The 26,443-nt window shown below is 45.3% G+C and carries 19 protein-coding genes; 6 read left to right on the forward strand and 13 right to left on the reverse strand.

Annotation, left to right across the window (positions count from 1 at the left end; translation table 11 throughout):
• Positions 1-20: 20 nt before the first annotated feature.
• On the reverse strand, positions 21-1,529 hold the full coding sequence (cls, locus tag MKX34_RS30455; protein ID WP_036681607.1) for a cardiolipin synthase: 1,509 nt from the start codon (positions 1,527-1,529) through the stop codon (positions 21-23).
• A 227-nt stretch (positions 1,530-1,756) separates the two neighbouring features.
• On the opposite strand from cls, the gene MKX34_RS30460 reads away from it, so the two are divergent.
• From MKX34_RS30460 to MKX34_RS30470, 3 genes are all read left to right on the forward strand, one after another.
• Positions 1,757-2,674: a TetR/AcrR family transcriptional regulator gene (locus tag MKX34_RS30460; protein ID WP_036681609.1), complete on the forward strand. Its 918-nt coding sequence runs from the start codon at positions 1,757-1,759 to the stop codon at positions 2,672-2,674.
• A gap of 115 nt (positions 2,675-2,789) precedes the next feature.
• Entirely contained in the window at positions 2,790-5,957 is a 3,168-nt protein-coding gene (locus MKX34_RS30465; protein WP_038573655.1) for an efflux RND transporter permease subunit, read from the forward strand.
• A gap of 207 nt (positions 5,958-6,164) precedes the next feature.
• Entirely contained in the window at positions 6,165-6,467 is a 303-nt protein-coding gene (locus tag MKX34_RS30470; RefSeq protein ID WP_076297036.1) for a hypothetical protein, read from the forward strand.
• 394 nt (positions 6,468-6,861) lie between these two features.
• Here the strand turns inward: MKX34_RS30470 and MKX34_RS30475 are convergent, their stop codons facing one another.
• A complete protein-coding gene (locus tag MKX34_RS30475) occupies positions 6,862-7,554 on the reverse strand; it encodes a molecular chaperone TorD family protein (protein ID WP_036681926.1) in 693 nt (230 codons plus the stop codon).
• 420 nt (positions 7,555-7,974) lie between these two features.
• Here MKX34_RS30475 and moaA point away from each other — a divergent pair, with 420 nt between their 5' ends.
• On the forward strand, positions 7,975-8,976 hold the full coding sequence (gene moaA, locus MKX34_RS30480; protein ID WP_036681928.1) for a GTP 3',8-cyclase MoaA: 1,002 nt from the start codon (positions 7,975-7,977) through the stop codon (positions 8,974-8,976).
• 263 nt (positions 8,977-9,239) lie between these two features.
• Here the strand turns inward: moaA and MKX34_RS30485 are convergent, their stop codons facing one another.
• Genes MKX34_RS30485 through MKX34_RS30495 form a run of 3 tightly spaced genes read right to left on the reverse strand, consistent with a single transcriptional unit; the run spans position 9,240 to position 12,752 of the window.
• Positions 9,240-10,292, reverse strand: a complete 1,053-nt coding sequence (locus tag MKX34_RS30485; RefSeq protein ID WP_036681931.1) for a HAMP domain-containing sensor histidine kinase — start codon at positions 10,290-10,292, stop codon at positions 9,240-9,242.
• Positions 10,289-10,966, reverse strand: coding sequence for a response regulator transcription factor (locus MKX34_RS30490; RefSeq protein WP_036681932.1), 678 nt, complete (start codon positions 10,964-10,966; stop codon positions 10,289-10,291). Before MKX34_RS30490 ends, MKX34_RS30485 begins: the two co-directional genes overlap by 4 nt.
• Positions 10,896-12,752 carry an ABC transporter ATP-binding protein gene (locus tag MKX34_RS30495; protein WP_038573659.1) on the reverse strand — a complete coding sequence of 619 codons (1,857 nt, stop codon included), beginning with the start codon at positions 12,750-12,752 and terminating at the stop codon, positions 10,896-10,898. The genes MKX34_RS30490 and MKX34_RS30495 overlap by 71 nt, the downstream gene beginning before the upstream one ends.
• 361 nt (positions 12,753-13,113) lie before the next feature.
• Between MKX34_RS30495 and MKX34_RS30500 the strand changes: the two genes are divergently transcribed.
• A complete protein-coding gene (locus MKX34_RS30500; RefSeq protein ID WP_305953522.1) occupies positions 13,114-14,349 on the forward strand; it encodes an MFS transporter in 1,236 nt (411 codons plus the stop codon).
• 85 nt (positions 14,350-14,434) lie between these two features.
• Here the strand turns inward: MKX34_RS30500 and MKX34_RS30505 are convergent, their stop codons facing one another.
• Entirely contained in the window at positions 14,435-16,141 is a 1,707-nt protein-coding gene (locus MKX34_RS30505; protein ID WP_038574952.1) for a glutamine--tRNA ligase/YqeY domain fusion protein, read from the reverse strand.
• A gap of 230 nt (positions 16,142-16,371) precedes the next feature.
• On the opposite strand from MKX34_RS30505, the gene MKX34_RS30510 reads away from it, so the two are divergent.
• A complete protein-coding gene (locus MKX34_RS30510; protein WP_036681941.1) occupies positions 16,372-16,920 on the forward strand; it encodes a GNAT family protein in 549 nt (182 codons plus the stop codon).
• A gap of 89 nt (positions 16,921-17,009) precedes the next feature.
• Here MKX34_RS30510 and MKX34_RS30515 read toward each other — a convergent pair whose 3' ends face one another.
• The 7 genes from MKX34_RS30515 to MKX34_RS30545 form a co-directional block, all read right to left on the reverse strand.
• Positions 17,010-17,654 carry an MOSC domain-containing protein gene (locus MKX34_RS30515; RefSeq protein WP_081383983.1) on the reverse strand — a complete coding sequence of 215 codons (645 nt, stop codon included), beginning with the start codon at positions 17,652-17,654 and terminating at the stop codon, positions 17,010-17,012.
• Positions 17,635-18,165, reverse strand: coding sequence for a GNAT family N-acetyltransferase (locus MKX34_RS30520; RefSeq protein ID WP_038573668.1), 531 nt, complete (start codon positions 18,163-18,165; stop codon positions 17,635-17,637). The genes MKX34_RS30515 and MKX34_RS30520 overlap by 20 nt, the downstream gene beginning before the upstream one ends.
• 68 nt (positions 18,166-18,233) lie before the next feature.
• A complete protein-coding gene (locus MKX34_RS30525; RefSeq protein WP_036681946.1) occupies positions 18,234-19,454 on the reverse strand; it encodes an MFS transporter in 1,221 nt (406 codons plus the stop codon).
• Between the two features lie 460 nt (positions 19,455-19,914).
• Positions 19,915-20,742 (reverse strand): formate/nitrite transporter family protein, encoded by an 828-nt coding sequence (locus MKX34_RS30530; protein WP_036681949.1) that lies wholly within the window; start codon positions 20,740-20,742, stop codon positions 19,915-19,917.
• Between the two features lie 1,535 nt (positions 20,743-22,277).
• The gene (locus MKX34_RS30535; protein WP_038573671.1) at positions 22,278-23,642 is read right to left on the reverse strand and encodes an FAD-dependent oxidoreductase; all 1,365 of its coding nucleotides are present in this window, start codon (positions 23,640-23,642) and stop codon (positions 22,278-22,280) included.
• A 334-nt stretch (positions 23,643-23,976) separates the two neighbouring features.
• The gene (locus tag MKX34_RS30540) at positions 23,977-25,611 is read right to left on the reverse strand and encodes a formate--tetrahydrofolate ligase (protein ID WP_038573673.1); all 1,635 of its coding nucleotides are present in this window, start codon (positions 25,609-25,611) and stop codon (positions 23,977-23,979) included.
• A gap of 249 nt (positions 25,612-25,860) precedes the next feature.
• On the reverse strand, positions 25,861-26,337 hold the full coding sequence (locus MKX34_RS30545; RefSeq protein ID WP_036681956.1) for a glutathione peroxidase: 477 nt from the start codon (positions 26,335-26,337) through the stop codon (positions 25,861-25,863).
• Positions 26,338-26,443: the final 106 nt, after the last annotated feature.

The raw sequence follows: 26,443 nt of genomic DNA on the forward strand, positions 1-26,443 counted from the left end.
CCCTCTGCGGTGGTTTTTGGTTATAGTAACGGCGACATAAGTCGAGCAGCAGATTCCAGTATACGGATCACCATACGCTTATTCATAAATTCCTCATGCTCAATTAAGCTGGTAGATAATAAATCCCGCTCAAAATCAGCCACAATACGAGCAACACTCTCCGTCTGAATTAGTAATGCATTCACTTCAAAGTTAAGGTGGAAGCTGCGCATATCCATATTGGCCGTACCGATTGTTGCTATTTCACCATCGACGATAAGCAGCTTAGAGTGGATAAATCCCTTTTCATATTCATAAATCTTCACGCCAGCTTCCAGCAACGCCGGGAAATAAGAATGTGAAGCCAGAAAAGGAATCCATTTATCCGGCTTAGCCGGGAATAACAATCGCACATCTAAACCAGAAATAGCGGCTACACGCAGTGCAGTTAAGATGTCCTCATCAGGAATAAAATATGGACTGGCAATCCACACCGATTTCTCGGCAGAAGTGATCATGGAGAAGAAAATGTTTTTGAGCGCACGACGTTCGTTATCCGGTCCGCTAGCAATAATCTGTACGGCTCCATCACCTGTCATAAAGCGAAGTTGTGGAGTGAGGTAGTCTTGCTCCAGTATTTTTTCACCCGTAGTGTGCATCCAATCTTGCAGGAAAATAATTTGCATCGTCCGTACCGCTTCGCCTCTAACCAACATATGTGTGTCACGCCAAAATCCATAAGTCTTACTGCGGCTTAAATATTCATCGCCTACATTGAGACCACCCATGAATCCGACATCTCCGTCGATCACAACAATTTTACGGTGATTCCGGTAATTCACACGGCTGGAAAAAAAGGATGTTGAATTTCCGTAAGAAGCCACCTGAACTCCGGCGTCACTCATTTCCTTCAAAAAAGCTTTGGAAAGCTGAAAACTGCCAACGGCATCATACATAAATCTGACTGCAACACCGGCACGAGCTTTATCGATCAGAATTTGTTTAATGCGTGTTCCAATGTGGTCCGCCCGGAAGATGTAATACTCCATATGAATGTGATGCTTAGCTTGACGGAGCTCCAACAATAACGTACCAAACGTCTCTTCACCATTAGTGAGGATACGAGTTTCTGATGCAAAGGATATAGGAGTACGTGCTAAAGTCTTGGATAACAGCAACAGTTTTTGGCGCGAGGGATCAAAGACTGACCAATCTTGGTGCGTACGTAAAGCGTCATTCTCAATTCTTTCGTAGGCCATAAGGTCTCTTTGTGCCTTTTTATCATATTTACGGCGTTTGAACACATTTTGCCCAAATAGAAAATAGAAGACCAGTCCCAGCACCGGGATCAACGCAAGCAATAAGATCCATGACATTGTTGTAGAAGGATTACGGTTCTCCATAAAAATAGCCAAGCTAATCGAAATAACTGTCAGAGTGGAGAAGATACTAATAATCGTTCCCGCAGTACTCCCAAAAATGCCGAAACCAAAATAATAAAATGCTATGAATGCCCCAATGATAATTATAGATTGAAGTCCTCTTCTCATACTCTACCTACCTTCTTATTCATACAAGCAACACGAAATTGACACATTTTATATATTACATGAAGAACCCTTTTCTTCCTAGCTAATTACTGTGCAAAAGTCTATTTACGACAAAACTGTAACCCTTCTGTTCCGATATTTGTATTGCCTGGTTGGATGGAATATAATAATTTTGACCAACTAGTCAATTATAGAACCCAGTAGTCAGAAAGGAGGTTAATCCTTTAATGAATGATAAAACTATTGACAAGCAGGAACAAATTATTAAGATCGCCATGCAGTTATTCGCTGTGAAAGGCTCCTCGTCCACATCCATGCAAGAGATCGCTGAATTATGTGGGATTTCGAAGGGCAGTTTGTATCTGGTATTTAAATCAAAAGAAGAACTGGAGCGCAGTATCTTCCTTTATTGTTATCGGATGATTCGTGATCCCTTGTTACGTGAAGAACAGGAAACCCGACGAACACCACGTGAGAAGCTTAGGAATCAGATAGAAATTCTGCTAAGTCACGTGTACGAATTGCGCGAGTTCTTGCAGCGTCAAATTCAGGAGGTTGCGGGCAAAGGATTTGATACTGAAGTCCCGGACTGGCTGCGGAGAAACAACGCTTCCTTCTTAAGATGGTTCCAGGTGAAGATGGAGTTGCTCTATGGAAAAGACGTCGTTCCCTATACCGGAGATTTATGTATGATCGGACATGGTCTCATCAAGTCTTATATTGCGGTTATTTTTCGTAAGGATACGCAGGTACCCATTGCCGATATGGCAGATCATCTAATGAATCTAATGGATATGATTGTGTCTGGCTTACTCACTAGTAAACAGGTTCCACTAATCAACTCTGCTACTTTAGCGAACTGGATGGCGGAGAATGAGGAGAATAAACGAAAGAATCCATTACAGCTCATTAAAGAAATGAAGACTGTGGTCAGTAAATTAAATAGTATAGAATCCGAAGAAGCAGCCGATCTGCTGGAATCGCTCAATATTCTGGAAGGTGAAGTGCTTATACCTCACCCACGAAAAGCAATCATTCAGGGGATGCTGTCCAACCTCCAATCCTGCTCTGAGCTCACAGCAGAATTAGAAGAGCTGAGGAAGCTAATTGCCTCAATTCCGCACAATTCATGTGTATTTCGTTAATTGACTCTAAGAAGAGTTCGGTAGAGAGAAAGTCATGGATAGTGAGTATTATGAATTTTTATAATGGCGCCTTATTTCGTAAAGAAAAGGGCCGAGAGGAGCAGAAACGAAACTTATGAAAAGCTTAATTAATTTCTCGCTCAGGAACAAATTTGCCATTTGGCTTCTGACGATAATTATTGTGTTTGCCGGTTTATATAGCGGACTGACGATGAAGCAAGAAACCTTGCCTAATATTAGTATACCCTATCTTAGCGTAACAACCATTTATCCGGGGGCCGCACCAGAAGGCGTCGTTAATGATGTCAGCAAACCGTTGGAGCAAAAGCTCCGCAATGTGGATGGTGTAAAGACGATCACCTCCACTTCTCTGGAGAATGCCTCCAGTATCCAAATTGAATTCGATTACGGAACAAATCTGGATAATGCTACAGCAGCAGTGCGCGAATCGCTAAATGAGGTCTCATTGCCAGACAATGTGCAGAAGCCTTCCATTTCCCGTTTTAGCCTTAGCTCAATGCCTGTCGTTTCGCTCAGTCTTTCCAATGGAGATACCCAGGACCTTGAGGAATTGACACGTATTGCTGAGAACGATATTCGCCCAGCCCTAGAGGATGTTGAGGGTGTGGCTTCTATTCAAATCTCTGGTCAATACGTCAAAGAAGTATCACTTAAATTCAATCAAGATAAGCTCAGCCAATATGGACTGACTGAAGATACCGTTAAAGGTATCATTCAAGGCTCTTCCCTCCGTGTTCCACTAGGACTATTCGAGATGGACAAGGCTCAAAAGGCAGTTGTCGTGGACGGCAACATCACTACCGTTGAAGATCTTAAAAATGTGACCATACCGGTAATGCCAACTGGCGCTAACGCTGCAGGTGCTGCAGGTGCTGGAGCTACCGGCGCTGGTGCTGCTAACGGAGCTGCTGGTGCAGGTGCTGGAAATGCTGCTCCTGGCGGAGCTGCAAGTATGGGACTTCCAACCGTGAAGCTCGGAGAGTTGGCCACGATTGAGGTTGTGGGGAATTCCGAATCCATCTCCCGTACAAATGGTAAAGAATCGATCGGTATTCAGATTGTCAAAGCCAATGATGCCAACACTGTTGATGTTGTAAATGGCGTTAAAGACAAAACTGAAGAATTAAAAGCACAATATAAAGGCATTGACCTTACTGTTCTGCTTGACCAAGGTAAGCCCATTGAGGACTCCGTAAATACGATGTTGTCCAAAGCTGTGTTTGGTGCCTTATTCGCAGTAATTATCATTTTGGTGTTCCTGCGGAATATTCGTTCGACGATTATTTCTATCATCTCTATTCCATTATCCCTGCTGATTGCAGTGCTGTGTCTGCGGCAGATGAACATTACGCTTAATATGATGACACTTGGAGCGATGACGGTCGCGATCGGGCGGGTAGTCGATGACTCGATTGTAGTTATAGAGAACATATATCGACGGCTCTCCTTATCTGGTGAGAAACTGAAGGGCAGAGAATTAATCAGTGCAGCCACGCGTGAAATGTTCGTGCCTATCATGTCCTCTACAATTGTAACCATCGCGGTGTTCTTACCACTTGCTTTGGTTAGTGGTATGGTTGGTGAGCTGTTCTTGCCTTTCGCTCTAACCATGGTCTTCGCCCTGCTCGCTTCATTAGTAGTTGCGATTACCCTAGTTCCTGCAATGGCTCACTCGTTGTTCCGTAATGGATTGAAAGGTAAAAAAACTCACAGCGAGAAACCAGACAAACTTTCTGCTGGTTATCAAAAGATTCTGAACTGGTGTCTTTCTCATAAACTCGTTACGTTTGGAGTTGCCGTTCTTCTCCTTGCGGGCAGCTTATTCTTAATCAAGCCTATTGGTGTAAGCTTCATGCCATCCCAAGAGGATAAAACTGTAATGCTTACTTATTCACCAAAGGCTGGACAACGGATTGAGGAAGTTCAAGAACAAGGTCTGAAAGCTGAAAAATACATTTTAGCGCAGAAGCATATAGACAAAATGCAATATTCCATCGGCGGTGGAAGCCCGATGGGTATGGGTGGATCCAGCAATTCAGGACTATTTTTCATCGTTTATGATAGTGATACTCCTGATTTCGAAGCTGTTAAAGAGAAACTTATTGAAGGTTTGACCGCAGAAGTGCCAGATGGTGTATGGGGTGACATGTCCGCTCTGATGAGTGGAGGTATGGGTGGAAGCACTCTAACCGTGAATGTATTCGGAGATGAACTGGATCAGCTGAAGCCGGTCGCGGATGAGATTGCCTCAATCGTACAGGCTGACACCACTAATTTCAAAGACGCGGAAACAAGTCTCAAAGAAGCATACGATCAATATACGATTGTAGCGGATCAACAGAAGCTTAGCTCCCTTGGACTTACAGCCGGACAAATTGCGATGAAGCTGAGTCCAGCAGGCACGCGTCCAGTGCTCACAGAAGTAGAATTGGACGGCAAGAACTACAAAGTCTATATCGAAACAGATAAAGAAACGTACAAGAGCATTAAAGAAATGGAAGAGGCTACTTTGACATCGCCACTAGGCATCTCCGTGCCAATCGGGCAAGTCGCTAAAATTGAAAATGGCTCCTCCCCTGACTCGATTACTCGTATGGACGGTAAAATGAAGGTAGATGTTACTGCCGAAATTATTTCGAGTGACGTGAATAGCGCTTCGAACAGCGTGAAAGAAAAAGTAGATGCTATGGAATTGCCTGATGGTGTAACTGTTACCTTCGGCGGTGTAACCGAGCAGATCAATGATACGTTTGGTCAATTAGGAATTGCTATGGCGGCCGCTATTGCCATCGTATACTTCGTGCTTGTGGTTACATTTGGCGGTGGATTAGCACCATTCGCTATCCTGTTCTCACTTCCTTTCACAGTGATTGGGGTACTCGTTGCCTTGCTGATCGCTGGGGAAACCTTAAACGTGTCCTCGCTCATGGGTGCGCTGATGTTGATTGGTATCGTAGTAACGAATGCGATTGTCCTCATCGACCGCGTTATTCATAAGGAAAAAGAAGGACTCACTACGCGTCAAGCCTTGCTTGAAGCAGGTGGCACACGTTTACGTCCAATCCTGATGACTGCCCTTGCAACGATTGGTGCATTGCTGCCATTGGTTACTGGACTTGAAAATAGTGCAGGAATTATCTCTAAGGGGCTCGGCGTGACCGTAATCGGTGGTTTGGTCAGTTCCACGCTGCTGACACTTGTAGTAGTGCCAGTCGTGTATGAATTCCTGATGAAATTCCGCAGCAAAAAGGTAATTGATTAGAACTATGATGTGAACAAGTAAATAGGCTCACACGAGAGGCTGTCTCCAAAGTAGTGAATTCTACTTATGAGGCAGCTTCTTTTTTTTAGTAAAAGACTGCACAGCGGATTCCTACTTTGGTCAATAGACTGTGTGCTGTGCCAATGTTCAACGTCATTAGGTTGGGTGGTGAGTGGAGAGAGTTGAGCGGTGAAAAATACGTGATGTGTGATAGCTGATGTACTGTGGGTGCTGGATGATATGCAATTTATGGTGGGGGGTTTGCGATATGCGGTATTTGTGGCGACAGGCGGTGGAGCATTTGCAGCATTGTGGTGGCAGACGATGTACCGTGAGCGCTGGATGATATACGAAGAGCGGTGGACGATGTGCGATTTATGGTGGGGTTCGCGGCATACAGCGGGTGATCTGCGTGGGTCGTTTGGACGGCGTACATTTGTGTTTACTGCGTTCTGTGTTTGGGCGATGTGCGGAGTGGATCTTAAACTAATTAGGGAAAAATTCCCTTAAAAAAGCCAATATTTTCTCTAAATGAACGAAATTAGGGATTTCCTCCCTGATAATAAGGGGATTTCTTTAATTACCACCGAATCAGCTATATTTTAGGGAGGTTTTCCCTAATTATTAGTCTGATGACTGAAAATCCCAGAATTTCAGGGAGAAATTCCCCAATTAGTCTATCGGTGCTTCAGTTGGGCAACAATAAGACGCTTCGGTTGGTACTTCAATTACTACTTCAGTTGGTGTGTCAGCCTCTACTTCTATCGGAGTTTAACTAGATCATCACTAGGATGCTTCACATGGTACTTCTATTTGTGCTTCTACAGAGCTTCTATTAAAGCTTCATATCTACTTGAATAGCACGCAAAAGCCCGACCTATCAATTAGGTCGGGCTTTCTAATATTAAATGCTTGTAGCTGCACTACTCTCCAATGAAGCTCTCCAGGAACGAAGCATTTGCAGATCAAGTGGCAGAAACTCCTCAAGCATATGAGAGAGGCCTAGATATAGCGGACTATCTGTTGCTGCATTCAGTTTCTGACAGAACTGCGGTGTCCATTGAAGTAGATGCTTTTCCAAAAAGGATTCCTGAATATCAAGCAGTTCCATAGCACTTCTTATTGAAAAGCTATTGTAAAGCATACGCTCATGCATGACTGCCATAAATTCGAGCTCAATAGCAATATGATCATCGGCTTCACCATTACACTTATTGAATACAATTCCAGCGGAGGTGTACACATCCGCAAGCACGTTGCAGAAATCCTCCGAACGACCTAAAATCGCTGCTTCGCGCAATTTAAAAGAACTAACGGACTGCTCTTGCATAAGCCGTTTATATTCTTTGCTCTCTTTCTCGCATATCATTGGCAGCTTGTTCGGTTCCTGACTCAAATAGCGCTTCAGCTCCCGACCGCCTTCTGTCATCTCTGCCGCTACACTCATCTGGCGATGGCGGCTCCATTGAGCCACTAGAGAGAGTGATGGTTTTCTACCCAAAAAATCCACTAAAAGCTGATATATTAATCCCCGACTTTCCAACCAACGGCTAAAAGCCTCCGGAACGGTGAGCGATGGAACAGTATGTGTACTCATTTTGCAAATCCTCCTCAATGGTTTCCCGGTCACTCTCCGTCACACACATTACCGACGTGCGGTTTCCGGTATCCTATCTGTTTTCGCAAAAGTGAACGTTAAAACTAATCCGCACCTAGATTATATCGGAAATTAAAAGCGCTTTCCGTGAGCATTCTATGTCTAAAAACTTTATTTGTCGTACTTTTGTCACACTTTTCGTTATTCAATATGCGTTATCTTCTTATCTAGTTTGTCCAGTTTTATGTAATGAAACCCTGTCGTCCAGAACTTTGCTCATTGACGTGAATCCAAGCAATCTTTAAAATTCTAAACAAGTATAAACATCTTCGCGTTCTATCCTGTTAGTGACGTTAGGCGTTTATACGAGAAAATTTAAGAGCAATTTATCAGCCAGATTTAAAGGAAGGGAGCAACGCCATGGAGCCGCTGACGGACCCTTTTGGACGTTTACACGATTACATCCGCATTTCGGTTACCGACCGCTGCAACCTGCGTTGCATCTATTGTATGCCAGCGGAAGGGATGCAATTCCAACCGCAGGACGAGATTCTAAGTTACGAGGAAATTACCGCAGTCGTTAAGTCGCTAGCCCCTCTTGGATTACGTAAAGTACGACTAACTGGCGGAGAACCTCTTGTCCGCAAAGATCTGGAAAAGCTTGTTGCGATGATATCCGCGATTCCAGGTATAGAAGATATTTCGCTGACTACAAATGGTTTAATGCTTCCAGCCAAAGCCGCGCTGTTAAAAGAGGCTGGTCTGTCACGGGTAAACATCAGCCTAGACTCTTTACGGCAGGATCGATTTTCTATGATTACTCGTGGCGGTGAAGTCGCCAAGGTATTAAAGGGGATCGAGGCCGCACAAGCCGCCGGACTTCAACCGATAAAGCTTAACGTTGTATTGATGAAAGGAATTAATGACGACGAAATCAAAGACTTCATCTCCCTTACGCTGGAGAGTCCTCTAAATGTACGCTTTATAGAATACATGCCGATTGGCAGTGCTACTGATGCTTGGCGCCAAACTTATCTGCCTCTGGAAAGGGTTGTAGAAGCTTGTACTGAGGCTGGTTGGGAAACGGAAGCAGCAGAAATGCCCTCCGGGAATGGCCCTTCCCAGAATCGGCGGGTTGTTGGAGCCCCTGGTACATTCGGCCTGATTCATCCGGTGAGCGATCACTTCTGCGATAATTGCAACCGCCTGAGACTTACCGCAGATGGGCACATCAAAGCTTGCCTGTATTGGGCAGATGAATACAATGTCCGTCCTTTAATAAGCGATCCTGCTGCTGTGCAGGCCTTATTCCGGAAAGCGCTGGGCAACAAACCTCATAACCATGAAATGGCCTTAGCTCTGGAGAAAAAAGCACAAAGCCACACGCCGACAGCTCGGCGCATGTCTCAAATTGGTGGATAAACGTCCATCCCGGTATTATAGTTCCTCTTTTAATTTCATAAATACAAAAAACGCCGCTTTCCCACTGAACAATCTGGGAAAGCGGCGTTTGGTTTAAAGCTTAGCGATGAACTATTCAATCACTATTAGAGAGACAGAGCTTCGAGCAGCTTATAAATAGTCGCTCCTGCCTCGGCTCTTGTGGCATTATTCTCAGGACGGAAGGTGTTATCCTCGAATCCACCCAGAATACCAGCTTCAGCTGTTTTTCACATACAGCAAGTTTATTTCTTTCGTACTCGCAAGCTCACCTTAAAGGCGGTTCCTTCCCCCGGACGACTATGTACAGTTACCTTACCTTCATGCAGCTCAACGATTTTTTTAACCAGTGACAGACCCAGTCCACTACCGCCACCACTTGCGGTTCTAGCTTTATCTGCCTTATAGAAACGCTCGAAGATCCGAGGCAGATCTTCCTCCGAGATGCCAATCCCGCTATCTTGAATCTCCACCTCTACCTGCTCATCCACCATGCGAAGGCTAATATGGATGTAACCGTTCTGCGGAGTAAACTTGATGCTGTTATGCAGTAGATTGGTCCAGACCTGGCTCATTAAATCTTTTACAGCAGATACATTCACTTCTTCCAGTTCAGCCTCTACCTCTATATTTTTCTCCAACCACTGTGGTTCAGAAGCCAGAATCGTATCTCTAAGCTGCTTATCCAGGCGGTAAATCTGATTTTCAAACGGAAAATTGCCCGATTCAAGCGCGGACAGCTTCAATAAATTATCACTGAGCCCAGATACACGGGTACTCTCAGCCACGATAATATTAAGGTAGTGCCTCCTGCTCTTCACACTCAAAGTTTCATCCTGCAGCGCAAGAGCAAACCCCCGAATAGAGGTTAGCGGAGATTGAATTTCATGCGATACATTAGAGATAAAGTCTTGACGCATGGTCTCCATCTGACTCAGTTCGCTGGCCATTACGTTGATGCTCTCTACAATCTCACCAAAATCACCATAGTCCTTAGTATTATCGAGTACCACATTGAAATCACCCTTAGCAATACGCCCTAAACCTTCGATAATTGATTTATAAAAAACACGTTCCCAGCCCCGGAATAACTTGGAGGTTACCAATGCCATCATGAACAAAATCACAATTCCGACCATCACGCCGATTAACTGGGTCAAATACTCCGAAGAGGGGCGTCCAACCCTGCCATATATCCAGTTCATTAAGAAATAAGCTGCACTCCAGCTAATCCCAACGCCACCGAAGTAAATAAAAGTCATCCCAATCCGCTTAAGAAGCTCCTTAAACCGGTTCATGCCTCTGCCTCCAGCCGATAGCCTAATCCGCGGATGGTACGAATAACAAACCCGTATTTATCTGGAGCGAACCGTTCGCGTAAACGGTTGATATGCACATCGAGCGTCCGCTCATTCCCTTCAAAATCATAACCCCATATCTCTTCGATCAGCCTGTCTCTAGTCAATGTCTGCCCCGGATAGCTGCCCAGCTTAAACAACAGCTCAAATTCCTTAAGCGGCAAGGTGACTTCTCCATACTCTGAGGATACCTCGTAGGTTTTACGATTCATTCGCAGCCGGCCGATCCCCACACTTTGTGCAGCAGAGATTTGGTAACGTTTGAGCAGCGCCTTTACTCGCGCAATAAGCACCACTGGCTCAAAGGGTTTGACGAGATAGTCATCACTTCCCAGTTCAAAGCCCTTCACAATTTGGGAGGTCTCACCCTTAGCCGTCAGCATCAATATCGGAAAATCATAAGTTTGGCGCATCTTCCGGCACAGCTCCCAGCCATCCAAATTGGGCATCATCACATCAATAATGGCTAAGTCTATGTTATGGCTCTCCAGAATCTGAAGAGCCTCCAGTCCATCAGAAGCTCCATAGATGTCATCCATCCCCTCAGCTCTCAGAAATACTTCTACCAATTCGCGGATGTGCGGATCGTCGTCCGCTACTAGTATTTTTGTCATGTATCACTGGAGCCTCCTCTTTATTGTCTTGAATCTCAAGGTTATTCATCTGCAGCTGCTGGGTGGCAAATTCACGATACAGCTCATGGTTTTCCAGCAGTTCTTCATGTCTTCCCATCCCGGTAATCTGGCCCTTTTCCATAAAAATAATCTGCTCAGCATTTACAACAGTAGCCAAACGGTGCGCAATTACAATCGTAGTCCGGCCCTTCATCAAATTGGACAGTGCTTTCTGTACTACGGACTCTGATTGGCTATCCAGACTGGAGGTAGCCTCATCAAGCATAAGAATCTTTGGATTCCGCAGCAGCGCTCTAGCAATAGCAATCCGTTGCCGCTGTCCACCTGAGAGCTTCACACCTCTCTCACCAACATCCGTATTATATCCTTCAGGAAGCTCATCGATAAAGCCATCTGCATAAGCCATTGCTGCTGCTGCACGCATCTCCTCCATGCTAACGTCGCGATCCAATCCATAGGTTAAATTCTCAGCAATCGTACCTGCCAATAATGGGCTTTCCTGTGAGACATACCCGATCAGTTTCCGCCATGAGCGTAAAGAGAAGGTTGACACTGGTTTATCACCTAACTTAACCATACCTTTCTGAGGCTCATAGAATCGTTCGAGCAGTGAAAATAATGTAGTCTTGCCGCCCCCGCTCGGTCCAACAATAGCCGTCACCTGACCCGGAAGCATCCGAAAGCTTACATCGGTTAGCACATTCTCACCATTTTTATATCCAAAGCTTAGATCTTCTACCGAGATAGGACCTTCTGCACCGTTCGCCTCTTCCTGGCCCTCATATACCTCCTCTTCTGCTGCCAGGGTTTCAATAATGCGCTCTGATGCCCCTTTAGCCTTCTGAATCTGTGTAAAGAACGTGGTCAATTGAGTAAGCGGCATAATAATCTGAATAAGATACAGGATAAAGGCTACCAGCTCTCCAGCTGTCAAAGCCCCGGAAGATACCTGCATTCCGCCATAACCGATAATGACCACAAGTAACATCATAAAAACAAAAGAGACAAGTGGACTGATCATAGCGCTGATTTTGCCTTCACGAATACCAAAGGAGAGCAGGTTCATAATTCCGGTTTTGCCTGCTTCGTACTCTTTTTTCTCTGCACCCGAGGATTTCACCAGACGGATTTCTGACAATACACCACTAAGTGTCGCGGTAAAAGAGGCTGTTTCGTCCTGCATACCTTTGGAGATTTTGTACATCTGCCGTCCAAGCGGCACCAGAATCAACGCAGATAGTGGAAGAACGGTGAATAGAACAAGCGTCATTTTCCAATTTAAAAATAACAGCACAGCAATGGAGCCCACAATGGAGATCACTCCGGTAAATAAGCTGGCCAGATGTTCAGAAATCAGCGTTTTGATGATCCCTGTATCATTCGTCATCCGGCTGACGCTTTCTCCTGTTCGATTATCATTGTAATAAGCTACTGGCAATACTAAAAATTTACGCCATAACCGGTCACGTAGACCTGCAACCATCTTCTGGCCCACGTAATTCAGCAGATAGATGGAAATTCCCCCGGCGATCGTCTGCGCGATAAAAGCACCCGCTATACCCGCAATTTGCAGCTTGCTGACGGAGGCCAAAGAAAAGCCATCCACCAGATTTTTGGTGAACATTGGGATCACCAGACTAACCAATGTCGAGATCATGCTTAGTGCAATGGCTATTGCCAATAAGCCGTATGAAGGCTTGGTCTCTTTTAATAATGTGAGGAATGGCTTCAGCGCCGTTTTCCCCTTAGCTTCGGATTTTCTCATGCAAAAACTCCCCTTTTCTTGGTGACTCTGCGAGAAGAGTGTATCATCTCTGTTTCGCTTAACCCCATCCTAGCCCTGAATTGTAAACTGAAGTTAAACCCGTTGATCCGCTTTTGTACGACGTAGATAGGGTAATCCTCAGGCATATTCCTAGTAAGGAGGAGCGATCTCTTAACATTTCTGCCACCTGCAAACTTGTTATATGCGTTTTTTGTCACTTAGCGGATCAAATTTAAATAAACGTTAAAAAAATGTAAAAAAGTAAAAAAGGAAGTTTGTATCCCTTTTCAACACGTGTTACAGTGATAGAAGGGCCTAATATTGGTCAGTATATCCATGCAAGACATCTAGTGGGAAAGGAGTGACGCATTTGCGGAAAGGCGTTAACTATCCATCTTCTTTCACGTCTTTAAAATGGTTCAATTTTTTTGTATACGGAACCATGGTCCTCTTCTCCAGCTTCTTTCAACTATACCTGCTGGATGTAGGGATGAACAAATTAGAGATCGGTGCCGTATTCTCTATGGGTGCGCTAGTATCCATCTTTGCAAATCCATTCTGGGCGATCTGGACTGACCGATACCAGAATATCCGGCGAATCGTTTTGCTTATGTTAATCGGAACATTAGTGTTATCCCAGCTTATGTTTCGGGCAAATACATATGAGATGATCTACATCTCCATTCTTTTGTTCTATTTCTTCCAAGGACCGTTATTTGCTCAGAGCAATACGATGATTCTCAGCTATATTGACGGAACTAACTATCGCTTCCGTTCTTTTCGGCTTTGGGGTTCATTGGGGTGGGCACTAATTGCAATTGCCGCCGGATTGGTCCTAGATTGGGCTGGTGTATCTATCTTGTCCTATCTGTTTGCAGGCTTACTATGTGCATCAATGTTATCCATTCTTGCATTACCGAAACTTAACCATACCATTGGCATGGCTCCTATGCCGTATAGAGGCTTCAGCAAACTAATTTATAATCCCTTTTTCTTGTGTTTCATATTGTTTGGTATCCTAGTTTCCATACCGAACACCATGAACACTACATTCATGTCTTTGTATATTACGGACCTAGGCGGCTCCAAGGGAATGATTGGTCTCGCAGTATTCCTCTCCTCTATTTTGGAAGTGGGTGTATTTGTTCTCTGCGACCGATTCCTTAAACGTAAAATATCTGTTCTGCTCGGCTGGCTTGCACTGGTTAGCGCTTTATTCGTACTACGATGGTGGTTCATGGCGGACGCGACTACAGCCCTCCAAGTAGTGCTCATTCAAATTTTACACTGCATAACATTTGGTGGTTTCTTCTATGTAGGCACTCAACTGACCATGCTTCTTATTCCAAGACCTTACCGTGCTTCAGGACAAGCGCTCTACACACTGACTTGGAGCGGTATAGCCGGTATTGTTGGAGGAGTTCTCGGAGGGTGGATGTATCAAAATCTAGGGGCACAGAGCATGTATCAAGCGGGTGTCTTCTTGACACTGTTTGGAACGCTAGGCTTTACTTTCATGTGGCTCTTTGTAAACCGTGGAGGCTACCGGCCCCCTACAGAGGATGAGGAAGAACTCTCTCACATCGAAATATTATAAGCGAAAATATAAAAAACAGGCTCAAACGTACCTAAACGGGACGTTTGAGCCTGTTTTATTATAAAGAACCTGAACGAATCAAGTGTTAGCCTTGTTTTGGAGGCTGAAATGAACTCTTCAGTGAAACGATAAGATTGAATACGAGATGCCCAGGCGCCGAATATTTGCTATCTACATTAAAATAGCCATGACGGAAGAACTGGAATTTATCCTGAGCCACACTGTCCTTAAGCGCGGGTTCCACAAAACCTTGTAAGATTTCAATGGATTTAGGATTAAGCTGATCCAAGAAGCTAGGCTCCGCTTTCTCTACCGTGGAATCCAGACCTTCAACTTCTGCAGCTTCATCTACTTCTTCAGCAGAAATCAGTGGCTCGTATAAACGGAATTCTGCAGGCACAGCTTGACTAGCTTCTACCCAGTGCAGAGTACCTTTTACCTTACGGCCTGTAAATCCACTGCCACTCTTTGTTTCCGGATCATACGTACAATGCAGTTCAACAACCTCGCCATTCTCATCTTTAATGACTTCATTACATTTGATGAAATAAGCATGCTTCAGGCGTACTTCATTGCCGGGGAACAAGCGGAAATATTTATTGGGCGGATTCTCCATAAAGTCGTCGCGCTCAACATAAATCTCACGAGAGAACGGAATTTGGCGTACACCCATTTCTTCATTCTCTGTATTATTCTCCGCTTCAAGCCATTCTGTTTGGCCTTCCGGATAATTGGTGATAACAACCTTAAGCGGACGAAGTATAGCCATGGTGCGAGGCACAGTTAACTTAAGGTCTTCCCGGATAAAGTGCTCCAGCATTTGCAGGTCCACTAGACCCTGACTCTTGGAGATCCCTGCTTCGTACACGAATTTACGAATCGCTTCCGGCGTATATCCTCTGCGGCGCAGGCCGGAGATCGTTGGCATCCGCGGATCGTCCCAGCCATCCACATGTTTTTCGTCTACCAGCAGCTTCAGCTTACGTTTACTAGTCATGGTTTGAGCGAGATTCAGACGGCCGAATTCATATTGATGCGGAACTGAAGGCATCTCACATTCCGCTACGACCCAATCATAAAATGGGCGTTGATCTTCAAACTCAAGCGAACAAAGGGAGTGAGTTACTCCTTCAATAGCGTCCTCAAGTGGATGAGCGAACGTATACATCGGATAGATGCACCATTTATCCCCTGTATTATGGTGATGCGCATGAGTAATCCGATAGATGACAGGATCACGCAGATTAATATTTGGTGATGCCATATCGATCTTGGCACGAAGAACCTTCTCACCATCTTTGAATTCCCCTGCCCGCATACGGCGGAACAGATCCAAATTCTCTTCGATGCTGCGCTCACGATGTGGACTGTTCTGTCCTGGCTCTGTCAGCGTTCCCCGCAATTGGCGAATTTCATCCGCGCTGAGGTCATCTACATAAGCTTTACCTTTAGTAATTAATAATTCGGCACGTTTGTACATTTCCTCAAAATAATCCGATGCAAAACGCAGCTCTTCCCATTCATAACCCAGCCACTTTACATCTTCCTGAATGGAGTTCACATATTCCGTATCTTCTTTGGCAGGATTCGTGTCGTCAAATCTTAGGTTAGTCTTGCCACCGAACTCGTCCGCCAGTGTAAAGTTAATCCAAATCGCCTTGGCATGTCCGATATGTAAGTAACCGTTCGGCTCCGGCGGAAAGCGTGTGACAACTTCTTTTACTTTACCCGTACGGAGGTCTTCGGTAATAACATTTTTAATAAAATTGGAGGGGGTAGTACGGTTCTCCACAGCTATCAACCTTTCGTTCTGTAGTGTTACACTACTTCTTGTATAAACATGTTTCCTACTAATATACCCGTTAACTGTAGATTGTTCAATAAAAGGGGGCACATGGCCTGGATCAATTTTTAGCATCTTTAGACCTTTTGACTTCTCTGCGGGCGATAGAGTAGCATGATAATCATAAGAAAAAATCCATAATCATACATAAGGCCTTGTGCCGAAAAGGAGGCAACTGCTTGTTTAATTATGTCATCGACGAAGAGCTTATCTTAAAGCCACTCATGCCTGAGCATGCTAGGCACATATTCGCGTTAGTGGAGCGCTCGCGGGAACGACTTAGGCAATGGCTTCCTTGGGTTGATGCCGTTACGGAACAGGATCACACCCTTAATTTCATTAAAAATGCTATAAAACAAGGCACCGACAATGGCGCCTTCACTGCTGGACTTTGGGTCCGCGGCGAGCTCGCCGGTGTCATTGGGTATCACCAGATTGACTGGCATAACCGTTCCGTAGGGATTGGTTATTGGCTTGGTGATGGCTATGAAGGCAAAGGTTATATGACCAGCGCCTGCCGAGTTCTAGTAGACTACGCACTGCTGGAAATGGAGTTGCAGCGGGTAGAAATTCGCTGCGCGACCGCCAACGTAACTAGCCGGGCAATTCCTGAACGGCTTGGTTTTGTGCTCGAAGGTGTGATCAGACAGGCAGAAAAGCTGCCCGATGGCTACGTGAATCACGCCGTATATGGTTTATTGCGTAGTGAGTGGCAGCTGCTCGGCTAAGTTACGTAAGCAAAGTTAAACAAACACACAAGCAGAAATAAACCTGGCTGGCATACGCCCCCAGGTTTATTTTATTGAGCAGACCAAGATTAGATCTCTGGCATACCCAGCTGTTTTCGAAACTTGTTCCGTACTACGGCTGAGAGGGCTTCCAGCTCCACAAGCTCTGCCAGAGCAGCTTCCTCTTGCAGCCCAACCTGCATTAAATGCAGTACATGCGCCACGGAAGCATTGCTGTCTCCGTTTTCTTTTTTGACAATTGCATCGCCGGTTGAAATCATTCCTTCACGAAGTACACGCAAGTAAAATCCGCTATACCTTGTATCCAGAACTTGAGCCGGAAGATCTGCGGGTCCATGCTTTTGTGAGATTTTGAAGCAAGGATATCTTGGCTGGCTAACCTGAAGCAAAGTGGTGCCTATTTCATATACATCGCCAATACACACCTCTGTCTCCAGCAGACCCGTTGTGGTGATATTTTCTCCGAAAGCCGAGTACTCCAGTTTCTTTCCCAGCTGCTGTTCCCAATAAGGATAGTGCTCAATGGGATAGGCGCACACCGCCTTGTCAGGACCTCCATGATGTTTAAGATCTGCCTGACCATCTCCAACAAATCCATTGGTATGCAGCCGAACCGATCCTTCTACAGGCGTTTTATAAATTCCGGTCTCCAAAGGTTTTCCCCGATAATCCACCGTCACCGGCCGACCGACATTAAGCGAGACGATCTCCATATCCATTTCCTCCTGTCAGCATACAGCTCATAAATATCTCATCCACATAACGGCCGCCAAGATAAAACTCCTCCCGCAGACGTCCCTCTTCCACAAAACCGCATTTCCGGTAAAAAGAAATCGCTGATTCATTACAGGATAATACACGCAGGCGAAGCTTACGAATAGCATGCGCCGCAGCATGTTCCTTAATGGCTTCCATGAGCTGCCGGCCGATGCCTAAACGTTGATAGTTCGGATGAACAGCAATATTAACCTCGCACACATGCCGGTTGCTCTCCATTCTACTAGGGCAGCCAAACCCGACATATCCGCATAGCTTGTCATCTTGCAGCGCTACGAGCTGAGAGCCCGGAGGAGCATTCAGCAAGAAATCCTCTTGTGAGCGCCACAACATAGGTCCCGGGCTAGTGTCCTCTGTCCAAATCAGATGGTCCAGATCAATCAGTTCTCGCACGTCTTTAATCTCTGATGGTCTAATAGTTAACCTTGCCTTGTTGATTTGTTTCATAAGATGTACACCCCTTGCCTTGCACCTCTATAGAATTCACAGCAGATGTTGGAATCCACTGTGTATAGTTATCTTACGGACCGCTCTAACGAATGGCCTTTACGATTGACTAAAGAATGGATGACGAAAAATCCTACAGACAGCAGCGCCATCGCACAGGCCAGCCAGGCTGTTGGTGCCAAACCACCGCTATCATACAGTCTGCCCATGAAGTAAGGGCCAATGACTCTCCCGACTGCACCAATCCCTCCGCTTAGTCCCAAATAAAATGGTGCGCTGCGCCCCGCATGATCCGAGATAAAGGATGGCATCGCTGGAGAAATCAGCATTTCTCCCAGTGTAGCAAGCACCATTCCGAGCACTAAGCCAGGATAATTAGGCATCCACAAAAGAAACGCATAGCCACCCAAATAAAACAGGGCACTTGCAGTCATTTGCGCCGTTGAGGTAGACGCGAACCAGCGCTTAATCATTGTTACCAATGGCTGAGCTGCAAAAATCAAAATACCGTTCAGTGTCCAGAGAAAACCATAAGTTTTCTTAGGCCAGCCCTCTGAAATAATGAACGGAGATACCCCTGTATTCCAGATAGAGTTACCGAGAAGCAGGAACAAAGAACCGATCCCCATATAAAGATAAATACGAGTATGCCCCATTAGCTTCCACGTGGATTGTTTCTCTGGTTCATTCTTCTGATGCCCCATTACCTCATGCGCAGGTTCTCCACCGATTTTCTTCAGATATATAAAAAAGAAACCCGCAAATACCGCCGAAGTTACACCATTCATTACAAAGCTTAGCATATAGGAAATATCGGCCAAAAAACCACTTAATGCCGTACCCAGTGCTACACCAATATTATTGGCGACATAAATAACATTAAACAGCTCACCACGCTGCTTCGTGAAACGAAAGCCGATAAATGCCTGAATGGCAGGTAATGATAAGGAATTAAATAATCCTACCAGTCCCATTGCAACCATAAATAACGTCCAGTTGTTACTAGCTGCCGGCAAGGTGAACAGTGCCAAAGCATTCATGGCGAGCGCTCCGACAATCAGCCGGTTAACGCCTACCTTATGATAGAGTGAGCCCCCGAGTAGTTGACCCACGATCCCACCAACCGATTGAATAAGAATCACCAGTCCAGCATCTGACATGCTGCGTCCAAGCTCATCAAATACATACATCGTAACGAGCGGCCACATCAGCGCACTACCTGTTGCATTAATTAGGCTGGCAATTAGAAATATTTTCACTTCTTTTGGATATGCCTGTAAAAACTTCATAAGTAGTGTACATCCCCTGTTATATATGTGTCATTAATTCATCCAGTATTATCCCAAAACAGGGTTATGAGCAAGCATACACATTGACGTTTTATCGCGATAAAGTACGCATGAAATCTAGAGAATAAAACGCACATATCGCATGAATTATCCCGTCTCCCTTGGGGTTCACGTCCGCAGCCCTTCCTAGCTCTAATATCTATTCTTATTTTAAAGCCGTGGCTGTCGTCCGTAAAGCAAACTAAACAAGAAGAAACTGATTCGCTTTTAGAAAGACGGGGTAATAGAGCCTAGAAACACTCCCCCTTCAAAATTCGCCGTGATCCGATTTCGTTCCCCCGAGCGCGGATATATCACGGCGGATTTTTTTGTGTCTACATAACAAAAAGCACCCCTAAAACATTAACGCCACCAATAAGGCAGACCTTGAATGTTCTATGGAGTGCTCTATAAGACGAGCTTAAGCGTGTTTTTTGACACTGCTGCCGGACATGCTATCTACGGATTGAATAGCCGTAGGTGCTTTACGCAAGTATGCCATCCAATAGGCAGCTGCGACAAATATTGCTCCACCCGTTAGATTGCCGAGCCAGACGGGAACAAAGTTAGTGAAGTATTGCCCCCATGAATAGTAACCTTCAAAAATAGCTGCTGGAATTAGGAACATGTTAGCTACAACGTGCTGGAATCCGATCGCAACAAAGGCCATCGTTGGGAACCAAATACCAAGGATTTTGCCGCTGAAGTTATCTGCTCCATAGGAGAGCCACACTGCCAGCGCAACGAGCCAGTTACAGCCGATACCCGAAACAAATGCCGGAAAGAATTCTGCATCGATTTTATGACCAGCCATATCCACCAATTTCTCTAAATACACACCCTCTGAAGTTAAACCCACCACATGACCGAAGAAATAAGCTACAAATAATGCCCCTGCCAGATTACTAATCGTAATGAGCAAAAGATTCTTCACAACTTCCCAAAAAGAAATCTTCTTAGCCATAAAAGCGAGCGGCACGGCCATCATATTCCCTGTCAGCAGTTCTCCACCCGCAAGGAGTACCATGATCAGCCCAACGGGGAAGACTGCTGCCCCGATAAAGTTAGCAATGGAACCCCATTCCTGTGGTGCGCCAGCAATGACGCGAATATCCAATAAAAACCCGAGCGCAATAAACGCTCCTCCCAAAAAGCCCAGAATAAGTACGGTACTTAGCGGATTATGAGCTTTTTTTATGCCGTTCTCTACAGTTACTTCGGCAATTTGCTGCGGTTTGCTATAAGCCATGGTTCCTATCTCCTTCATCTATTTACTTCAAATTTGTTCCTTTATGAACATTGTAGCGTGTCGTAAAACACATTAACGTGATAATTATCACTTTGAGAAAACTAAGTGAAAGTTTTCACTGACATGTCAAATTTACTGCGACCTGTGCACAAATAGAAGTTTATGTATGACCGACTAAGCCAGCATATCTTGTTTCGTTGGATTACATTTGAGCGTACGCAGCAGCTATCGGACACAGTTGTCCTTATATGCAGCTATATCTCACTGTAGCTATACCTCACTGTAGTCATACCTCACTATCGGCATTCTATCGGACTCGGATGACTCTAATCGTAGCTTTTGAGCATATTTGGCCCACACCCGGACATCGGACCCAGATGCCCCTAATCTTAACTTTCGAGCACATTTGGCTTGCTATCGGACCCCATCGTCGCTATTAGCACGAAAAACACACTAGTTGTACCTCGTTCTATGTAATAGCTGCACTGGAGTCCGAAATCACGCTCAAAAGGCGATTAATTGCTATATAGCGCCTTCTGAGTCCGAAAGCTTCTGCGGAGGGATGATGACTCAGCACGATCGGACTCAGATGCCCCTAATCTTAACTTTCGAGCACATTTGGCTCGCTATCGGACCCCATAGTCGCTATTGCCACCAAAAACACAATAGTTGCACCTCATTCTATGTAATAGCTGCATTGGAGTCCGAAATCACACTCAAAAGGCGATTAATTGCTAAATAGCGGCTTCTGAGTCCGAAAGCTTCTGCGGTGGGCGTTGACTCAGCACGATCGGACTCAGATGACCCTAACCGTAGCTTCTGAACACATTTGGCTTACTATCGGACATCGGACTCAGATGACCCTATTGGTAGCATTTGAGCACATTTGGCTCGCTATCGAACCCCATAGTCGCTATTGCCACCAAAAACACACTAGCTGTACCTCATTCTATGTAATAGCTGCATTGGAGTCCGAAATCACGCTTAATAGGCGATTAATTACCAAATAGCGGCTTCTGGGTCCGATAGCTTCTGCGGTGGGCGTTGACTCAGCACGATCGGACTCAGATGACCTTATTCGTAACTTTCGAGCACATTTGACTTGCCATCGGACCCCATAGTCGCTATTGCCACCAAAAACACACTAGTTGTACCTCATTTTATGCAATAGCTGCATTGGAGTCCGAAATCATACTCAAACAGCGATTATTTGCTATATAGCGGCTTCTGAGTCCGAAAACTTCTAAGGAGGGCGGTGATTCAGCACGATCGGACTCAGATGACCTTATACGTAACTTTTGAGCACATTTGGCTTGCTATCGGACATCGGACTCAAATGACCTTAACTGTAACTTTCGAGCACATTTGGCTCGCTACCATCGCCGAAGCCATTGGATTGTACCTACCTATGCAGCTAATCATTCTGCACCTAACAAAAAAAGCAGCGATCCTCCCGTTACAGGAGGATCGCTGCTTCTCTAGCTTTATAAGGTTGTCTTTTTCCTCAATAAATCACTCAGGAACAACGTTCCTTTTTAAACCGTTACAGCCTCTTTGCTTGGTACTGTTGTCGGCAGTGCTTGAAGACCCACTGTATTCAGGAAGTTCCAAGGTTTGTTGTAATGCGGTTGGAAGAAGAAATCGATAAAGGCTAGTTGGTCGATTGTCATATGATTTTGAATGCATACAGACACTGTGTTGATCGATTGCGTCAGATCCATCTTGGACATAATTTGTGCCCCGAGAATACGGCGTGTGGCGCGATCAAACACTACTTTTAACTGAACCTGCTCAAAGGTTGGCATAAATTCTGGACGGTAATTATCAATAATCATGGCGGTTTCCACGTCCATTCCTTCAGCCTTAGCTCCTTCTTCAGTAAGCCCTGTTGCAGCGATATTATCTTCATAAATCTTAATGCCCGAAGTCCCTTGTGTACCCATATAAGGAATGGTCTCTGTTACCAAGTTGCGTGCAACTAAGGTTCCCATCCGCACAGCATTGGTTGCCAGTGGGATATAGGCGTGTTTGCCTGTAGGGTTGTAGTGAATCGCACAGCTGTCGCCCGCGGCATATACATCTGGGCAGCTAGTCTGCATATAGTTATTGACCACAATGGCACCATTAGGCAGCATATCGACTTGACCTTTTAAGAGTTCAGTATTAGGACGGAAACCAATGCAGAGAATGACCAGATCTGTTTCATGCTCTCCTTTGCTTGTAATAACCTTTGTTACCTTACCATCTTTGCCCGCAAAAGAGCTGACCTTCTCATTCAGTGCCAATTTAATCCCATGATCCTGAAAAGATTGTTCGATCGGTGCAGTAAATTCTTGATCCAGATATTTACTCAGAATGCGATCTTCACCATCAATTAGCGTAACTTGCTTCCCATTCATTTGAAAAGCTTCCACCAGTTCAACGCCGATATATCCAGCGCCGACGACGGTGATTTTATTCGCTTGTTTAGCTTTTTCTATAATAGTGTTGGAATGATCATAGTTCTTGGAAAGTAAAATCCCCTCGAGTTCAAATCCTTCAAGCTTCGGCACAATCGGCCATGAACCTGTAGTCATAATCAGCTTATCGTAGGTGTCAGCGAACTCGTGGCCTGTCTCCAGATTGCGTACACGCAATGTTTTGGACTTCGTATCCACTGCAGTTACTTCATGACGCATATTGGTCTTTACGCCAAGCTCTGCAAGCTTTTCTGGTGAAGAATAGAATAGCCCCTCTGGGTCTTTAACCACTCCACCTACATACAAGGCAATTCCACAGGATAAGAAGGAAATATTATCATTACGCTCATATACAGTAATCTCGGCATCTGGGTAAAGCTGAGCAGTATTCACAATTGCGGCGGTTCCGGCATGGGTACATCCAATGACAGCTACTTTCATTATTTCTTCCTCCTTCAAATGGACAATCGGGTTATATATTTGACTTGCATGACCGATCAATGATGGAATCTGATCAACAATGGGTTAGTTGTGATTTATTTCACTTTATAAATTGATTATATTGTGATATTTATCACATTACAAGTCTTTTCCGCCTATATCCTCAAATTGTTCACAATTTTAAGTTTTTTCCGCCACTGCTGCCGAATGCGACGACCTCATTAGCTTTGCCACGTGAGAGGTACATTATGATCTGCATTTGCAGGAATCCAAAGGAAGCATAAAAAAGGCTTCCCCTCTAATACAACAAGGAGAAGCCCTTTATTAAACACTTTTACACCAGACCGTGAATCTCTCCGTCCTCGTCCATCCATAGTCCCTCAGCAGCTGGCTTAGCTGGCAGACCTGGCATCGTAACGATATTGCCTGTAATAACTACCGCAAAGCCTGCACCAAGCGAAAGAGTAATATCTCGGACACCAATCGTAAAACCTTCCGGTGCTCCGAGGAGTCTAGGCTGGTCGGAGAAGGAATAAGGCGTCTTCGCCAAACATACTTGAAGATCATTTAGCCCAAGCCGCTCAATAACCGCCAGACTACGCTTAGCCGCCGGAGAAAAGTTCACTTCTGCCCCGCGGTAAATCTCACGGACAATTTTGTTGATTTTGGATGAAATGTCGAGATCTTTCTCATACAAAGGAGCAAAGTGGCTCGTGCCACTATTATTCAAGAGCTTGTTCAGCTCAGAAGCCAGCTCCTGTCCACCTGCACTACCTTCCGCCCATACTTTTGAGATTGCAGCCGGCACGTTTAAATTGCGGCAGGCCTCCAGTACATCGTTAATCTCGCCCTCACTGTCCCCTTCAAAATGATTAATGGCAACTAAAACAGGGACTCCAAATTTACCGAGATTCTCTACATGGCGTTCTAAATTCACCAATCCCGCGCGCAGCGCCGTCCGATTCTCGGTTAGAAGCTCACCTTTAGGCACACCACCGTTATATTTCAAGGACTTAACAGTTACGACAAGAACAGCAGCAGAAGGGGTTAACTCGGCCTGTTGGCATTTGATATCCATGAATTTCTCTGCACCAAGATCCGCTCCGAAGCCTGCTTCGGTGACCACAACATCCCCTAGCTTAAGGGCATAACGAGTGCCAATAACACTGCTGCAGCCATGAGCGATATTCGCAAACGGACCCCCGTGCACAATAACAGGCGTACCTTCCAGAGTCTGTACCAAGTTTGGCTTAACTGCTTCCTTAAGCAGCGCTGTCATCGCTTCAACGGCCCCGATTCGCTCGGCTGTCACCGGTTGTCCCTCTTGGTCATAACCAATTAGAATACGGTTCAAACGCTTCTTGAGATCAATGAGGCTATCGCATAGGCATAACACAGCCATAATCTCAGAAGCCGTTGTAATCTGAAAGCCACTTTCCCGTACGGCTCCGTTTCCGTCTCCGAGCCCAGTCACAATACTGCGCAGGCTGCGGTCATTCATATCCATGACACGTTTCCAAACGATACGCTGCGGATCCAGTCCCAGCTCATTGCCTTGGAAGATATGATTATCAATCATTGCGGACAATAAATTATGTGCAGAAGTTACCGCATGAATATCACCGGTAAAGTGCAAATTAATCTCATCAGCCGGAACAATCTGCGACTTCCCGCCGCCTGTTGCGCCGCCCTTCATCCCTAAGCAAGGCCCGAGCGACGGCTCACGTAAAGCAGCCACAGTCTTCACACCTGCTGCATTCATTGCCTGCGCCAACCCGATGGTTGTTAAGGTCTTACCCTCGCCAGCAGGGGTGGGATTCACCGCAGTGACCAGAACCAGCTTGCCATCTGGCTTGTTTTTCATTTCCTCCCATAAGGATGGCGAGAGTTTGCTTTTATATTTGCCGTATAGTTCCAGATGCTGCTCGTCGATCCCTGCTTGTGCTGCTACCTCTGTAATTAACTTCATGCTTGTATAAAACCCTCCTGCCGTTATTATCCTGCTGTACTCCACTTTTTTATGCATGTTCGCACAGTTGCTATATTCTCTTCAAAGGATACATGGTCTTTTTAAAGCGTCAAGTATAATTTATCACAATAAAAATTCAAGGCAATCTCCATTAATCCTTTTAAAAAAAGAAAATCCCCGCGAGCATCGGTCGAAACCGAGTCGAAGGGATACTTGGAAGATCACTCTGCAACTAACCCCATAAAGGGTCTACAGGAGTGACTCAATATGTTGTTTCATCGTTTCCGGCGATTCTTTGGGCTCCACACGAGCCACTACATTGCCGCTGCGATCAATAAGAAATTTCGTGAAATTCCAGCTAATGTCGCTGCTGTCTCCAGCACCAGGCTGCTGCTCCTTCAAATAATTGAAAAGCGGGCTGGCATCCGGTCCATTAACATCAACTTTGGCGAAGACCGGAAAGGTAACTCCATAATTAATCTGACAGAATTCCTCAGCCTCTTCACTCGTACCTGGCTCCTGACCCGCAAACTGGTTGCAGGGGAATCCTAATACTACAAGTCCTTGATCGCTATACTGTTCGTATAGCTTCTGAAGGTCTCCATACTGTGGTGTAAGTCCGCACTTACTAGCCGTATTAGCAATCAGCAGCACCTTACCTTCATACTCCGCAAACGGCACTTCTTTACCCGAAGGTGTAACGCCGGCAAAATTGTAGATCGACATCTTTATTCCCCTTCCTTCCTTGTACTTGGACTACACTACGTATCTTACCCGAACTGTAAGGGAATGCAACTTCTGAACTCTTTGTATTGCCATAGAAAAAGCAGCC

It is taken from the genome of Paenibacillus sp. FSL R5-0636, from assembly GCF_037974255.1.
GTDB lineage: Bacteria > Bacillota > Bacilli > Paenibacillales > Paenibacillaceae > Paenibacillus_AQ > Paenibacillus_AQ odorifer.

Bases quoted from the DNA above. Each gene is read 5' to 3' on its own strand.
- cls (WP_036681607.1), bottom strand. From the start codon at position 1,529: ATGAGAAGAGGACTTCAATCTATAATTATCATTGGGGCATTCATAGCA.
- MKX34_RS30460 (WP_036681609.1), top strand. From the start codon at position 1,757: ATGAATGATAAAACTATTGACAAGCAGGAACAAATTATTAAGATCGCC.
- MKX34_RS30465 (WP_038573655.1), top strand. From the start codon at position 2,790: ATGAAAAGCTTAATTAATTTCTCGCTCAGGAACAAATTTGCCATTTGG.
- MKX34_RS30475 (WP_036681926.1), bottom strand. From the start codon at position 7,554: ATGAGTACACATACTGTTCCATCGCTCACCGTTCCGGAGGCTTTTAGC.
- moaA (WP_036681928.1), top strand. From the start codon at position 7,975: ATGGAGCCGCTGACGGACCCTTTTGGACGTTTACACGATTACATCCGC.
- MKX34_RS30485 (WP_036681931.1), bottom strand. From the start codon at position 10,292: ATGAACCGGTTTAAGGAGCTTCTTAAGCGGATTGGGATGACTTTTATT.
- MKX34_RS30490 (WP_036681932.1), bottom strand. From the start codon at position 10,966: ATGACAAAAATACTAGTAGCGGACGACGATCCGCACATCCGCGAATTG.
- MKX34_RS30495 (WP_038573659.1), bottom strand. From the start codon at position 12,752: ATGAGAAAATCCGAAGCTAAGGGGAAAACGGCGCTGAAGCCATTCCTC.
- MKX34_RS30515 (WP_081383983.1), bottom strand. From the start codon at position 17,654: ATGGAGATCGTCTCGCTTAATGTCGGTCGGCCGGTGACGGTGGATTAT.
- MKX34_RS30520 (WP_038573668.1), bottom strand. From the start codon at position 18,165: ATGAAACAAATCAACAAGGCAAGGTTAACTATTAGACCATCAGAGATT.
- MKX34_RS30525 (WP_036681946.1), bottom strand. From the start codon at position 19,454: ATGAAGTTTTTACAGGCATATCCAAAAGAAGTGAAAATATTTCTAATT.
- MKX34_RS30530 (WP_036681949.1), bottom strand. From the start codon at position 20,742: ATGGCTTATAGCAAACCGCAGCAAATTGCCGAAGTAACTGTAGAGAAC.
- MKX34_RS30535 (WP_038573671.1), bottom strand. From the start codon at position 23,642: ATGAAAGTAGCTGTCATTGGATGTACCCATGCCGGAACCGCCGCAATT.
- MKX34_RS30540 (WP_038573673.1), bottom strand. From the start codon at position 25,611: ATGAAGTTAATTACAGAGGTAGCAGCACAAGCAGGGATCGACGAGCAG.
- MKX34_RS30545 (WP_036681956.1), bottom strand. From the start codon at position 26,337: ATGTCGATCTACAATTTTGCCGGCGTTACACCTTCGGGTAAAGAAGTG.